This window comes from Pseudomonas sp. GM102 (assembly GCF_000282555.1).
Lineage (GTDB): Bacteria > Pseudomonadota > Gammaproteobacteria > Pseudomonadales > Pseudomonadaceae > Aquipseudomonas.
Genome location: NZ_AKJB01000118.1, coordinates 60,717 through 74,887, shown reverse-complemented (window position 1 = coordinate 74,887; position 14,171 = coordinate 60,717). Strand labels below are relative to the sequence as shown.

Below are 14,171 nucleotides of genomic sequence, written 5' to 3'. Positions count from 1 at the left end.
ATGAAGGCAACCTTAGGTATCTGTCTGGTTACCCAGACTCTGCCTCTGATCGAGGATGTGACCTTTGTCATTGAGCAGTTGCAGGCCGGCTTGCAGCCACCTGCCACCGCCGCTGACTGGCCACTACCGATCGGAGGCTGCGAAGAAATGCATGGAGCCCTGGGGCCGCGGCCCAGCAGCGAGGCGGTTCTGGAAACGCTGATGGTCCAGGCCCAGCGCTATCTGCAGGGCAACCCGGCGCATGCCGCAATGTTGCCCGATCTGTGGTTGATGACCTTCGATTCGATCGAGGCGGCGCAATCGCGGTTGCGCCACCTCGACCGGCAACTGTCGAGCGAGCTGTTCATTCTCGACCTGAGTGAGCAAGCGGAGGCCGGCGTCGAAGACCCTTTCGACGAACTGATCGCCGCCGCGCCGAACTCGCGCCTGTCGCCCCATTCGGCATTGCTGTACTGCGCCTTGCCGGCCTTGCCGGGGTGGATGAATCGCATCGGTGGCAATCGCCATCTGCGAGTGGCGGGGGAAGACCGCGCGGCGCGACGCGCGGATTTGTTGCGGATCGTCCTGGACCATCTGGAACATGCCTACTTCAACCGCCTGCTGGCGCGTTCCATCAGCGGCCCGCTGCTGTCGGTGAGCCTGGCCACCGAAGTGACGCGCTTTATGCGCAGTCGCTGGCAGGAACGCTGGGACTTTCATTCCTACACCGGCTCCATGGTGGCGGGGTTGATCCAGTCCATGCAGCAAAACGTCGCCGGCACCGGCGTGCGTTGCCTCAGTGGTTGCAACGAACACAGCCTGGCGGTGAGCGCCATGGCCGGCTGGCAGTTGTTTGGCCGAGCCTATGTGATCACCGTGACCTCGGGCATGATCGATGAATTCCGCGGCACCCTGGCTAACCTCAAACGTCTCGGCGCGCCGGGGCTGATCATCTGCGCCGACAGCCCGGAAAGCGTCTGGTACGCCTTTCAGGGCACCCATGACGGTGACAACGACGGGCGTCGGGTGATCGAGGCCAAAGGCCTGCGCCAGGTGTTCATCCGTAAGGTCGAGGACATCGCTGCCGGCCTGGAGCAGGCCTTCGCCATGCTCGCCGAACGGGCCGAACCGGTGTTTATCCTCGCCACTCAAGGGGTGCTGGAATCCCGGCCGCAGGTGCCACTGGATGTGCGCTTGCCCGAGCCGCCAGCGCTTCCGGCAACGATCCTCAGCAGCACCCAGATCGACGCCCTCGAACAGGCCCTGGATCTGATCAACCACCAGCCGCTGCACCTGCTCTGGCAGTGCGGCAAACTCAGCGATCAGCAGCGCCAACGGGTGCATGCCCTGGCCGAACGCGGTGCGATCGGCCTGGCCGACAGCATCACCCAGCCCGGCAGTGTCGGCCCTTACCACGAGGGCCGGCCGGTGCCGCACTATCTGGGGCCGTTGTCGTTGTACGGTTTCAGCCGTCGGGTCTATCAGTTTGTGCACACCGACCACGAGTTGAACGGGCCGCAAAGCCATTGTGTGTTCTTCCTCAAGGGCAAGGTCGACCAGGCCGCCACGCCGTTTTCCGAAGGCAAGCTCAAGCGTCAATTGCGGGTGGTGCAGGTCAACCATGAGCCGCGGCATCTTTCGCCCTTTACCGATCTGGCGCTGGATGTGCCGCTGGATGTGTTCCTTGATCACATCGAGCGGGGCTTGCAGGTCGAACCGCAGATTCTCGCCTTGCGCCGAGCCAAGCTTGAGGTGCTGTCCGCGACCAGCGAGAGCGTGGCGGCGGATCACATCGAAACCCTGCCGATGACCTCCAACTACTTCTTTCGCCGCCTGGGCAACCTGGTGCGCGAACTGATCGAGCACCAGGACTATCGCTACATCGGCGTGTATGACGTCGGCCGTTGCGGCATCTCGGCGGTGCGTAATGTGCCGCGCACCGACCCGGGTTTTTCCGGCTGGTACGGGCGCGCCTTGATGGGTGACGGCCTGATGGCCTTGCCCTATATCGCCATGACCGGCACCGGCAATGTCCTGGCCTTCGTCGGCGACGGTGCCCGGGCGCTGGTGCCGGATATCGAGGCACGGCTGGCCCAGGGACTGGCCGAGGACCCCGGGGCGACGAAGCGTAACGTCACGCTGTTCTACCTCACCAATGGCCTGTTATCGCTGATTCAGACTTACCTCGACAAACGCTACGCCCATAACGGCGCGCAACAGGTCGCAGTGACCAGTGCCGCACCGTTGGCGGCACCGCTGGAGCGAGTCGGGCCGATCAGCCTGCATCGCGAGCGTCTGGTGAGCTTCGATGAAGCGAGCCTGCGCAGCGCCCTGACGCGCCCCGGACAATTGAATATTTTCGACGTGTTGCTGGCCCATAACTCGGAAGGCGATGGCTTGAGCCTGGTCTCCGAAACCGCCTGGAACCGTCAATGAACCTGCACCCAGGACAACCCCCCATGAAATTCGGTTTTATCGCTCACCCGACCTCCATCGCCCTGCAACGTCAGGTGAAAATCATCGACCTGTTGGACCGCACCCTCGCCGAGCAGGACCGCGGTTATCAGGCCCAGCTCTGGCAGCCGCGCAACCTGGTGCCGTTCGCCGATTTCGGGCGCATCGTCAGTGCCAGCGGCGCGACCTGTGAAGGCATCCTGCATTACCTGCCGCTGACCGCCGAGCAGATGCTCAGCCAGCCGCGAACCATTGCCGGGCGCGTGCTTGAAGGTGTGCAAAGCCTGAAAGAGCAGGGCGCGCAATTGGTCGGCCTGGGTGGTTTTACCGCCATCGTCGGCAATCGCGGCTTGCAGACCCTGGACCGCAGCGGCGTGCCGGTGACCACCGGCAACTCGCTCACGGCCTACGCCGCCTACAAGAATGTGCTGGAAGCCATGGCTCGCCTGGAGGTGTCCCCAGCGGACACTGAAGTGGCAGTGGTCGGTTACCCGGGTTCGATTGCCATGGTCATCGCCAAGCTTCTGGCCCGGGACGGTTGCCGCCTGCGCCTGGTGCATCGCGGCAGTGTCGAGCAAGGCCGCGAGAGCCTGGCGTATCTGCCGGCGCAAATACATGGCCAGGTGCGCATGACGGCAGACATCGACAGCTGTTACGACGAGGTACGTTTCTACGTCGCCGCGACGTCCAGCGGTGGCGTGATCGATCCCTATCGCCTGGCGCCGGGTTCGGTGGTGGTGGACGCAGCCTTACCGCGTGACGTGTTGCCGTTTCAGCATGATCGCAAAGACATCCTGATCATTGATGGCGGCCTGGTTTCGGCCAGTGAAGCCCTGCGTTTCGGCACCGAGACCCTGGGGCTGGCACCGAAGAAATTCCTCAACGGCTGCCTGGCGGAAACCCTGGTGCTGGCCCTGGAGGGGCGTGCCGAGGCGTTTTCCATCGGCCGTGAACTGCCCGAGGAACGAGTGCTGGAAATCGGCCGGATCGCCGAGTTGCATGGTTTCTCTCCGTCACCCATGGCGTCCTATGGCGAGCGGTTGCGCGAAGAAGACTTCCAGGCCTTGCGCCGTTTCCATCGGCGCAGCGTGGCCCCGACACCGGTCGATACTCCGGTGGCATTGCGCGCCGAAGCCCTGCGTTGTTTTGGCGAGCACATCAATCCGGTGTTGCGCGAGTTCTATCAGTTCAACCATATCGAGCGGGTGTTCACCCATGGCAGCGGCTGCTGGCTGACCGATCTGGATGGTGGCCGCTACCTGGATTTCGTCGCCGGTTATGGCTGCCTGAATACCGGGCACAACCACCCGCGGATCAACCAGGCGCTACAGGCGTACCTGCAACAGCAGCATCCGACTTTCGTCCAGTACGTCTCGGTGCCGCTGCAAACCAGCCTGTTGGCGCAGCGTCTCAGCGAGCTGGCACCGGGCAATCTGGAGCGGGTGTTCTTCAGCAACTCCGGCACCGAGGCGATCGAGGCCGCGCTGAAACTGGCCATGGCCGCCATGCAGCGCCCACGGGTGCTGTATTGCGACAACGGCTATCACGGCAAGACCCTGGGCGCGCTGTCGGTGACCGGCCGCGACAAACACCGCGACCCGTTCAAGCCGCTGTTGTCGCGCTGCGATTCGATTCCTTTTGGTGATCTGGAAGCGCTGGAAGCGGCCTTGAGCCGGGGCGATGTCGGTGCCTTTATCCTGGAGCCGATCCAGGGCGAGGGCGGGGTAATACTGCCGCCTGCGGGCTATCTGAAACAGGTGCGGGAACTGTGCAGCGCCCATGACTGCCTGTTGATTCTCGACGAGATCCAGACCGGTCTCGGGCGTACCGGCAAGCTCTTCGCCTGTGAATGGGAGGCGGTGGTGCCGGATATTCTGGTGCTGTCCAAGTCCCTGTCCGGCGGCGCCGTGCCTATTGGCGCAACCCTGTCCAGCGCCGCGCTGTGGGACCGCGCTTACGGCAGCATCGATACCTTCGCCCTGCATACCTCAACCTTCGGCGGCGGCAATTTCGCCTCGGCTTCGGCCCTGGCGACCCTGGACGTGATCGCCGATGAAGACCTGCCCGGCAATGCCGCGCGGGTCGGCGGGCAACTCAAGGAGGCGCTGCGCGAAGCGGTCAGCGGCTATCCGTTTATCCGCGAGGTGCGGGGCATCGGGCTGATGATCGCCATCGAGTTCGAGTACAGCTTCCACGGTGGGGTCGAGGCTTTTGTGCGTGAGTTCGCCAGCCGTATTCCGGGGAATGCGGCGGGCACCTATCGCATGCTGTCGGGCAAGGCCAAGCGGCATATCGAGGAGGCCATCAGCGAGGTGGAGAAAAACTTCGAGGAGATGTTCGTGCTGCGCTTCGTCAGCAAACTGTCGAGGGAGCATGGGGTGCTGACGTTCGTCACCGCCAACAACAACCGGGTGATGCGCATCCAGCCGCCGCTGGTGCTCAGCGACGCTGAGGCGCGGCATTTTGTCGAGGCTTTCAGCGCTGTGTGCAAGGACATGTCGACCTTCCTCGCCTGACGCTATTGACGACCCTTGAAAGCCCTCGAAAGAGGGCTTTCATCTATTCGTCATAAGTTGCCGGCGATTGTTTAAATGCATACAAAAACGTGCCTTCTGAATATGAAAATGCAGGCCCGTTGAATTGATTAATTGAAGTTGCTGCCTGAGAATCGGTTGCATTCAGTAACAGGTATTCGCCATGAAACTTCCCGCTCTTGTAGAACCACTTGCAAGCCTAAGTAATGAAGAAATAACCCGCTACAGCCGACACTTGTTAATTCCTGATGTCGGCCTTGAAGGCCAGCGTCGCTTGAAGAGCAGTAAAGTGCTGGTTATCGGTGCGGGCGGTCTGGGTTCGCCGGCCTTGTTGTATCTGGCGGCGGCTGGCATCGGCACTTTGGGTATCATTGATTTCGACCGGGTGGACGAGTCCAACCTGCAGCGCCAGATCATTCACCGGGTGGCCACGGTCGGTCAATCTAAGGTTGAAAGCGCCGCTGCGGCGATCAAGGATCTGAACCCCCATGTGCAGGTCAACCGCTACGACCAGCGCCTGGAGCCGGAAACCGCGGTGCAGTTGTTCAGCCAGTACGACCTGATTCTCGACGGCACCGATAACTTCGCCACCCGCTACCTGGTCAACGATGCGTGCGTGCTGGCCAACAAGCCCTATGTCTGGGGTTCGATCTTCCGCTTCGAAGGCCAGGCCTCGGTGTTCTGGGAAAACGCTCCCGGCGATGTCGGCCTCAATTACCGTGACCTGTACCCGGAGCCGCCACCTCCGGAGCTGGCGCCATCCTGCTCGGAAGGCGGGGTGCTGGGCATTCTCTGCGCCTCCATAGGCGCGATCATGGCCACCGAAGCAGTCAAACTCATCACCGGCATCGGCGAGAGCCTGCTGGGGCGCCTGATGGTCTACGACGCCCTGGAAATGTCCTACCGACAGATGCCGCTGCGCCGATCACCCGGGCGCCAGCCGATCACCGCCCTGGGCGATTATCAGGCGTTCTGCGGTTTGACAGCGCCCAAGGGCGTGCAGCCTTCGGACATTCCGTCCATCAGTGCCCGGGAGCTGCAAGCCTTGCGCGAACGCGGCGAGGATGTGTTGCTGATCGATGTGCGCGAACGCACCGAGTGGGACATTGTGCGCATCCAGGGCGCCCAGCACATCCCCAAGGGACCGAAGACCGCCGCGCTGATCGAGACCCGTTTCGGCAAGCACGCCAACCTGGTCCTGCACTGCAAATCCGGTGCGCGCTCCAAGGCTGTTTTGCTGGAATTGCAGCAATTGGGCTTCAGCAATGTGCGCAACCTCGACGGCGGCGTACTGGCCTGGGTGCGGGACGTCGAGCCGACGTTGCCGAGTTATTGAACGGAGGCGATGGACAAGGATGTTGAGAATTCGTGCCGGCTTGCTGGAGGCCATGCTGGAGCAGGCGCGGCGGGATCATCCGCTGGAAACCTGCGGCATCATCGCCGCACCGGCTGGCGCCAGGACCGCCGAACGGCTGATCGCCATGGACAACGCCGCGCGCTCACCGACCTTTTTCAGCTTTGCGCCGAAACAGCAACTGGCGGTCTGGCGTGAACTGGATGAGCGGGACGAGGAATGCCGGGTGATCTATCACTCCCATACCGCCAGCACGGCCTATCCCAGTCCTGAAGATGTGCAGTACGCCGGCGACGCGTCGGTGCACTACGTGATTGTTTCAACCTTGCCGGACATTGATGTGGCGGTGCGCAGCTTTCGAATCGTTAATCGCAAAGTTACCGAAGAAAGTATTTATGTAGTTCGCTGAATCTTTAAACAAAAGATCAATTAATTAATACACGGGCCTTGTTAAGGCTCAGGGAGTTCTGCATGTCGATTTCCGTCATTGTGCCAACTTTGTTGCGCTCTTTTACTCAAGATCAGAAACGCGTCGAAGTTCAGGGAAGTACGGTGCTTGAAGTAATCGAACAGATGGAACGGGAGTACCCGGGCGTTAAGGAACGGCTGATTGGCGACGGCCAGGTGCATCGTTTCGTGAACATCTACGTCAACGATGACGACATCCGTTTTGCCGACAACCTGGCCACAACCCTCAAGGCTGGCGATGCCATCACCATCCTGCCAGCGGTCGCCGGTGGCTGATTGCCTGCCGATGGATTCGGGCCTGCGCGGCGTACCTCACCCGAGGCCGTTCGCGCAGCGATATGCAACCACTCTGGCGTAGGTTTTATGTCTCGTCTTTTACATGGATGTAGCCTCAGCGGCTCCTTTGCCTCTTCACCGGCCGGGCTCGCACCACTGGCCGCGTCACTGCGCTACCAAGCGACGGCGCTGGGCCTGAACCCACAGGCCACGGTCGATGATTCGGTGCGTGAGGGGTTGAGCTTTACCCTGCATCACCCCGATCTGAAACCGCTCGATGGGCTGATTCATGGCTGGCCCGACGGCAGCTGCGCGGGCGTCACCGAGCACACCGTGCAGGCGGCCTGCGGGCTGATGTCGGTGCATGGCCGGGCCAGCGGCAAGGCCCAAGGGCTGGGGGTGGATTATGTCTCGACCCTCAGCGCCAGCCTGGCCCTGCAAGGCGCGTTTGCCGCAGCGCTTGGGCAGTTGCGCGGTGGCGACTTCAACACGGTGACCACTTCCATGGCCGCGGCCGGGGTACTCGGTATTGCCCAGTACCTGGCGGGTGCGACTGCGGGCGCTGAAGCCGAACGGTTATTGCCGGGTGCTACTTGCGCGAAGAATCGTCCGCCCTTTGTGTCGGCCGACGGCGTGCACTTCGAACTGGAAACCCTGGATGCCGAACCCTGGCGGCGCTTTTGGGCGCAGGTGGGCATCGACGGCGAACTGGCCGGGCAGGGCTGGAAGGCCTTCCTGCTGCGTTATGCCAAGGCTGTTGCGCCAATGCCGGCGGTGTTCCGTCAGGCCCTGGCGCGCTTGTCCATGGCCCGGATCAGCGCCCTGTGCGCGTTGAACGGAATGGCTGTGTGCCCGGTGCGCAGCCTCGCCGAGCGTCGGGCTGACCGCGATCTGCCCGGCCAACTGGAACAGGGGCCGTGGGCCTTCGATGCGGTCAGCGCGGGCGGCAAAGCGTTGCCTGACCTGAATGGGCAAGCACTGCCCTTGAGTGGCCTGACGGTGATCGAGTCGTGCCGGCGGATCCAGGGCCCGCTCGCCGGGCATCTGTTGGCGCTGCTGGGTGCCGAGGTGATCCGCATCGAGCTGCCCGGTGGCGACCCGCTGCGCGGCATGCCGCCTTGCGTCGATGGGGTGTCGGTGCGCTTTGACGCCCTCAATCGGCACAAGCAAGTCCGTGAGCTGGACATCAAGTCCGCCGCCGGCCGCGAAGAGCTGTACGAGCGAGTCAGGGACGCTGACGTGTTCCTGCACAACTGGGCGCCGGGCAAGGCCGCCGAACTGGCTCTGGATCGCGCCGACCTGATGCGGATCAATCCGGGGCTGGTCTATGCCTACGCCGGCGGCTGGGGCCATGACCGTCCGGGCGAGCCCTTGCCGGGCACCGACTTCGTGGTCCAGGCGTGGTCCGGTGTTGGCGAACAGATCGGCCTGGCCTCGGCGACGCCCGGCGGTTCGCTGTTCACCGTGCTGGATGTGCTGGGCGGAGTAGTCGCCGCTCAAGGGGTCAGCGCCGCCTTGCTGCATCGCGCCCTCAGCGGGCAGAGCGTCCGGGTCGACAGTTCGCTGCTCGGCGCCGCCAACCTGCTGTGCGTGCAGCCATTGCAAGAGGAGGGCTGCGCCGACAGCAGTCTGCTCAAGGGCGTGTATCCGACCCTGTCCGGGCTGCTGGCGATCGACTGCCAGACCCCGGCCCAACTTGAGCAACTGGAAAATATCCTCGCCTGCGATCTGCACAGCGACCCCGAGGGGTGTGATGGGCTGATTCGCAGTGCCTTGGCGTCGCAGTCCGCTGCTACCTGGCAACAGGTGCTGGGCGACGCCGCCATACCGGCCTCCGTGGCCGTAGAAGACCTGTCGCAGCTGGCTCAAGACAGGCGATTGAAGACGTGTTTAAGCGTGAATACCTACACCTCGGTCAACGCTCACTGGAGTTTTCGATGAACAACGCAGGCATTATTGATCTGGTCCCCGCTGACGTTCGCAGTGTTTGGGAACGCGACGGCACCTACCCCAACCGTTCGGTCTACCAACTGTTCCGCGAGCACGCGCTGCATGCGCCGCAGAAACCGGCGGTGCTCTCACCCGAAGGCACACTCAGCTATGGCGAGTTGCATGATGCCGCGCTGCGCATGGCCGCGAGCCTGCGCGCCGCTGGCATCGTCGCCGGCGATGTGGTCGCTTATCAACTGACCAACAGTTGGCGCAGTTGCGCCATCGACCTCGCCGCCGCGGCCCTGGGGGCGGTGGTCGCGCCGTTTCCACCGGGACGCGGCAGCCTCGACATCCAGGCCCTGGTGCGCCGTTGCGATGCCCGGGCGGTGATCGTTCCAGCGGAATATGCCGGCATCGATTTGTGCCAGGTCATCGAGGCCCTGCGGCCGAGCCTGTTGTCGTTGCGGGTGCTGATCGTTGAAGGTTGCGTGCGCGACGGCTGGCTGAATCTGCAGGACATGCTCCAGGCCGAGCCGTTGACCGAAGAACAATTGCCCAAGGTTTGCCCCAACTCGCCGGTGCGTTTGCTGGTGTCTTCGGGCACCGAATCCGAACCCAAGCTGGTGGCCTATTCGCACAACGCCCTGGTGGGCGGGCGCGGGCGTTTCCTGCAGCGCATCCACCCCGAAGGCGAGAGCTTCCGTGGGCTGTATCTGGTGCCGTTGGGCTCGTCCTTCGGTTCCACCGCGACCTTTGGCAGCCTGTCCTGGCTCGGCGGCTCGATTGCCGTGTTGCCGCAGTTCGACGTAGGGGCGGCAATCGAGGCCATCGAGCAACTGCGTCCGACCCACATTCTCGGGGTGCCGACCATGCTCCAGCGCATCGCCGCCGATGCCCGCCTGGAACAGGCAGACAAGTCCAGCCTGGTGGGGCTGATCTGCGGTGGATCGTTGATTGATGAAGTGACCGTGCGCCGCTGTGTCGAGGCGTTCGGTTGCGGTTTTATCAGCCTCTATGGTTCGGCGGACGGGGTGAACTGTCACAACACCCTGGACGATGCTCAGGACGTGGTGTTTTACAGTGTCGGCCGGCCAAACCCGGCGGTGTGCGCGATCAAGATTTCCGACGAGCAAGGCATTGAACTGCCCCAAGGCAGCGTCGGCGAAATCAAGGCCCGCGGCCCGTTAAGCCCCATGCAATATGTCAATGCCCCGGAACTCGACGCGCAATATCGCGATGCTGAAGGCTGGGTCAATACCGGCGACCTGGGCTACATCGATTCCGACGGCTACCTGGTTCTGGCCGGGCGCAAGAAGGACATCATCATCCGTGGTGGTGCCAATATCAGCCCGGTGCAAATCGAAACCCTGGCCACCGCCCACCCGGATGTGGTCAGCGTCGCGTGCGTGGCGGTGCCAGACCCGGACCTCGGCCAGCGGGTTTGCATCTGCGTGACCCTGCTTGACGGCGCGCCGCGCTTCTCCCTGAGCGAGCTGACCGACTACCTGCGCGAGCAAGGCCTGGAGGTCAACAAACTGCCGGAGTACCTGCGCTTCTACCGACAGCTGCCGCTGACCCCGGCAGGCAAGATCGACAAGAAATCCCTGGCCGCCGAAGTGGCGTTTCTCGAGTGCGGGGCGGGCATCGCATGTTGAGTGCACAGCCATTGGCCGCCACCCGGGACAGCGCGGAGCAGGCCCGGGCGGTGCGACGTTTTGTCGACGAACGCATCATCCCGCTGGAGGCCGAACTGGCGGCGGAACCCCGGCAGGCCGCCCGGCGAGTGGCCGAACTCAGCGCCGAGGCACGGGCGGCCGGGCTTTGGGGCAGTTTTTACCCTCAGGCCCTCGGCGGGCGTATCACCAGCCTGCGCGACTATCTGGCGGTGGCCGAGCAGGAGGGGCGATCCGAGTACGCCCCGGCAATTTTCGGTGACGATGCCACTCTGGATCTGTACATGCTCACCCGGCATGCCAGCGAGGACATTCGCCAGCGCTTTCTCGAACCTTTGGCGGCGGGGACGCTGGTCTCCAGTTACGGCATGTCCGAGCCCGACAGCATCGGCTCGATCCCGGCAACCCTGAACAGCCACGCCGAGTTTGTCGACGGCCAATGGGTGTTGAACGGGCGCAAGTGGTTCATCTGCCGCGCCGAGCGCGCGGGGCTGATCACGGTGATTGCCCGCACCGGTTCCGGCCCGCTGGAAAATGGGCTGTCGATGTTGCTGGTGCCCAGTGATGCGCCGGGCTTTCGGGTCGAGCGGCCGTTGTCGATCCTCGGGCGGTTCTCTGGCCAGGGTGAACTGTCTTTCGATCAGGTGCGGGTCCCGCCCAGCCATGTGTTGGGACAACCGGGGCAGGGGCTGGCGCTGATGCACGAACGCCTGGGGTTGGGGCGGATATTGCGCTCGGTGCACTGGCTGGGCCTGGCCCAGCGCTGTTTCGACCTTATGTGCGCGCGTATCCACTCGGCCCGTGGCCAGCAGGCGCGGCTGGTGGATAAACAGCTGGTGCGCCAGCGGGTGTTTAAGGTCTATCAGGCCATCGCCAGCGCCCGCTTGCTGCTGCAGGACGCGGCCGGTAAACACGATGCCGGGGTGGACAACAGCATTGAGGTCAACATCGCCAAGGTCGCCGCGTCCCAGGCCTTGAGCGAGGCCGTGGATTCGGCGATCCAGATCATGGGCGCCGAGGGCCTGAGTGAGCTGTCGCCACTGTCGGGTATTTACCGCACCGCACGCACTACGCACATTCTTGACGGCACCGACGACGCGCTGATCAGCGCAGTCGGCCGGCAACTGCTGGACAGTTGTGGCGACGCCGGGCTGGATTTCGACTGGCCGTCGGTGACGCAGGGAGCGGGCCGATGACTGAGCCAAAAGCCCCGCGTGGCTGGTGGTTGCGGGTGGTACTGACCGCAGCCATGGCCTTGCCGATGCTGATCTTTTACGCCGTCGGCACCCTTGGCCCATTAATCGTCGCCGACCTTGGCGTGCCGACCCATTGGCTGGGTTGGCTGATCACCAGCGCCTTCGGTTTTGCCGCGCTGTTGTCGTTGTGGGCCGGGCCGCTGGTCAATTGGTTGGGCACCCGGCAGGCCATGGCGCTGTTGTTCTGGAGCACGGTGGGCGCCTATGGTTTGTTGGCCAGTCTGCCGGGATTCGTCGGCGTGGTGCTGGCCCTGGCAGCGTGCGGGATTGCCCAGGCGCTGGCCAACCCGGTGACCAATTTGCTGATCGCCGAGCGTGTCGAACCCCGGCACAAGGCAGCGGTGGTCGGCTTGAAACAATCCGGGGTGCAGGTATCGGCGCTGTTTGCCGGCTTGTTGCTGCCGACCTTGGCCGTGACGTTCGGCTGGCGTATGGCCTTGGCGAGTTTGCTGGTGCCGGCCTTGTTGCTGGCGTTTCTCGGGCCGCGAGTGGCCCCCCGTGAGCACCAAGGCAAACCGCTGAGCTTTGTTGTTACCCGTCCCAACGGTCGGCTGGCGCTGTTGATGAGCGTGCAGTTGTGCGTGGGTATCGTGCTCTCGTCGTTCGTGACCTTTCTCGGGGTGTTCGCCGCGGGGCAGGGGATGCCGGCGACGTTGATTGGCGGCCTGATCGCCGGCTTCGGCGTGATGGGCATTGTGGCGCGGATTTTCCTGACACCGTTGGGCGCGCGCATGATTGATGAGTCCTGGCTGCTGCTGGTGTTATTGCTGCTGTCGAGCCTAGCCTTGTGGCTGACTTCCCTGGCCGCACCGGGCAGTCACTGGCCGTTATGGGCCGGGGCTCTGGGCATGGGGCTGACCGCGGTTGCGACCAACGCCATTGCCATGAGCATGGTCCTGCGCGACCCGGGTTTCGGCAGCCCGGCGCCGGCCGCAGGTTTGCTGTCGGTGGGTTTTTTTGGTGGTTTTGCGCTGGGCCCGCCGTTGTTCGGGCTGATGCAGAACGGGTCTCGGGGGTTTGCCTATGCCTGGCTGGCGCTGATCGGGGTGTTGCTGGTGGGCTGCCTGCTGAGCCTGTTGTTGTCGCGGGTTCGGCAACGCCACAGAAGCAGCGCAGTCGAGTCGTTCTTGAGGGTGGTCAAATGAGTCACTTCCAAGTTCTGGATCATCCCCTTGAGATCGCTGAAAGTCAGCGCGCCATCAACGCCATCTTCACGCGACTGGAGCAGATCGATGCCGCTTGTGGCCTGGCCTTTCCCCTGTACTGCACGCAGGACAGCGGGGCATGGAAGGTCTCTGCCAGCGGCTCCTGGCTGGGTGGGTTCTGGGCCGGGTTGTGGTGGCTGCGAGCCCATTGCCGTCGGCGCCAGGAAGATCTGCAACAGGCGCGGCGCATCGCCGAGCGGCTGCGGGACAAGCTTGATAGCGATACCCATCATCGCAGCCTGATTTTCTGGTACGGCGCCGGGTTGGGCGCACGCCTGTTGGCCGATCCCCAGGCCGAGGAACTGACGGATGAGGCGGTGCAGCGTCTGGTCTGGGCGTTCGATCCAGTGCTGGGCTGTATCCCCCTCGGCCGCGAAATGGGCGGCGGTGAACACGGTGACAGCTGTTTGAGCATCGATCCGCTGGCCGCGACCCTGCAGCTGTTTGCCCTGAATGCCGAACCACGACTGCTGGGACTGGGCCGCCAACAGTTGCAAACATCCTTCCGTGCCTGCGCCGGCGCGCACGGTACCTGGAGCAGCCATGCGCGTTTTGATCAGGGGCAATGGCAGGCTGGCGATGATCCGGGTAATTGGTCTCGGGGTCAGGCTTGGGCCATGCTCGGCCTGGGAACGGGCGCTTGCTTGTACGGTGCGCCGTTCAGCAGCGACGCCGAAAGGGCAAGCCAGTACTGGCTGCGCAGTCGAGGCGTGTGCGTCCCGCTCAATCGCCTGGATCAGCCCCAGGGACTGAGCGACCCGTGCGCCGCGGCGATGACGGCATTGGCCCTGCTGGGGCAGGCGGCGGGTGTTGTCGAGGTTGAGGGTGCCGTCGAGGCTGAGGTGCTGTGGCAACAGGCGGGCCAGCTACTGGCTACGATCGTGCGCAGCGCCGACTTCGAGAATGGGCGCTTTATCGGCCATTGCTATCGCACCACGGCGACGCTGGAGCAGAAGGTCGAATCGGCCTGCGGCAGCTTCTTTCTGTTGGCGGCGCTGCTGGCCTGGACCGGGGAGATCGATCCGCGCTGGATCTGAGCA

Annotated in this window: 10 protein-coding genes; all 10 read left to right on the top strand. The window is 63.6% G+C overall.

The window, feature by feature from the left end; all coding sequences use genetic code 11:
* The 10 genes from PMI18_RS03925 (at position 1) to PMI18_RS03970 (ending at position 14,168) form a co-directional block, all read left to right on the top strand.
* On the top strand, positions 1–2,415 hold the full coding sequence (locus tag PMI18_RS03925) for a hypothetical protein (RefSeq protein WP_007906227.1): 2,415 nt from the start codon (positions 1–3) through the stop codon (positions 2,413–2,415).
* 23 nt (positions 2,416–2,438) lie between these two features.
* Positions 2,439–4,949 (top strand): aminotransferase class III-fold pyridoxal phosphate-dependent enzyme, encoded by a 2,511-nt coding sequence (locus PMI18_RS03930; protein ID WP_007906225.1) that lies wholly within the window; start codon positions 2,439–2,441, stop codon positions 4,947–4,949.
* A gap of 181 nt (positions 4,950–5,130) precedes the next feature.
* Complete coding sequence (gene moeB, locus PMI18_RS03935; protein WP_007906223.1) at positions 5,131–6,303, top strand: molybdopterin-synthase adenylyltransferase MoeB; 1,173 nt, start codon at positions 5,131–5,133, stop codon at positions 6,301–6,303.
* A gap of 19 nt (positions 6,304–6,322) precedes the next feature.
* Complete coding sequence (locus PMI18_RS03940) at positions 6,323–6,730, top strand: Mov34/MPN/PAD-1 family protein (RefSeq protein WP_007906221.1); 408 nt, start codon at positions 6,323–6,325, stop codon at positions 6,728–6,730.
* Between the two features lie 62 nt (positions 6,731–6,792).
* A complete protein-coding gene (locus PMI18_RS03945) occupies positions 6,793–7,065 on the top strand; it encodes a MoaD family protein (protein WP_007906219.1) in 273 nt (90 codons plus the stop codon).
* 87 nt (positions 7,066–7,152) lie between these two features.
* Positions 7,153–9,006, top strand: coding sequence for a CoA transferase (locus tag PMI18_RS03950; RefSeq protein ID WP_007906218.1), 1,854 nt, complete (start codon positions 7,153–7,155; stop codon positions 9,004–9,006).
* Positions 9,003–10,652: a class I adenylate-forming enzyme family protein gene (locus PMI18_RS03955; protein ID WP_007906216.1), complete on the top strand. Its 1,650-nt coding sequence runs from the start codon at positions 9,003–9,005 to the stop codon at positions 10,650–10,652. Before PMI18_RS03950 ends, PMI18_RS03955 begins: the two co-directional genes overlap by 4 nt.
* Positions 10,646–11,866 (top strand): acyl-CoA dehydrogenase family protein, encoded by a 1,221-nt coding sequence (locus tag PMI18_RS03960; RefSeq protein WP_007906214.1) that lies wholly within the window; start codon positions 10,646–10,648, stop codon positions 11,864–11,866. Before PMI18_RS03955 ends, PMI18_RS03960 begins: the two co-directional genes overlap by 7 nt.
* The gene (locus PMI18_RS03965; protein WP_007906212.1) at positions 11,863–13,071 is read left to right on the top strand and encodes an MFS transporter; all 1,209 of its coding nucleotides are present in this window, start codon (positions 11,863–11,865) and stop codon (positions 13,069–13,071) included. Before PMI18_RS03960 ends, PMI18_RS03965 begins: the two co-directional genes overlap by 4 nt.
* Positions 13,068–14,168, top strand: a complete 1,101-nt coding sequence (locus PMI18_RS03970) for a hypothetical protein (RefSeq protein WP_007906210.1) — start codon at positions 13,068–13,070, stop codon at positions 14,166–14,168. The genes PMI18_RS03965 and PMI18_RS03970 overlap by 4 nt, the downstream gene beginning before the upstream one ends.
* Positions 14,169–14,171: the final 3 nt, after the last annotated feature.

Bases quoted from the DNA above. Each gene is read 5' to 3' on its own strand.
- PMI18_RS03925 (WP_007906227.1), top strand. From the start codon at position 1: ATGAAGGCAACCTTAGGTATCTGTCTGGTTACCCAGACTCTGCCTCTG.
- PMI18_RS03930 (WP_007906225.1), top strand. From the start codon at position 2,439: ATGAAATTCGGTTTTATCGCTCACCCGACCTCCATCGCCCTGCAACGT.
- moeB (WP_007906223.1), top strand. From the start codon at position 5,131: ATGAAACTTCCCGCTCTTGTAGAACCACTTGCAAGCCTAAGTAATGAA.
- PMI18_RS03940 (WP_007906221.1), top strand. From the start codon at position 6,323: ATGTTGAGAATTCGTGCCGGCTTGCTGGAGGCCATGCTGGAGCAGGCG.
- PMI18_RS03945 (WP_007906219.1), top strand. From the start codon at position 6,793: ATGTCGATTTCCGTCATTGTGCCAACTTTGTTGCGCTCTTTTACTCAA.
- PMI18_RS03950 (WP_007906218.1), top strand. From the start codon at position 7,153: ATGTCTCGTCTTTTACATGGATGTAGCCTCAGCGGCTCCTTTGCCTCT.
- PMI18_RS03955 (WP_007906216.1), top strand. From the start codon at position 9,003: ATGAACAACGCAGGCATTATTGATCTGGTCCCCGCTGACGTTCGCAGT.
- PMI18_RS03960 (WP_007906214.1), top strand. From the start codon at position 10,646: ATGTTGAGTGCACAGCCATTGGCCGCCACCCGGGACAGCGCGGAGCAG.
- PMI18_RS03965 (WP_007906212.1), top strand. From the start codon at position 11,863: ATGACTGAGCCAAAAGCCCCGCGTGGCTGGTGGTTGCGGGTGGTACTG.
- PMI18_RS03970 (WP_007906210.1), top strand. From the start codon at position 13,068: ATGAGTCACTTCCAAGTTCTGGATCATCCCCTTGAGATCGCTGAAAGT.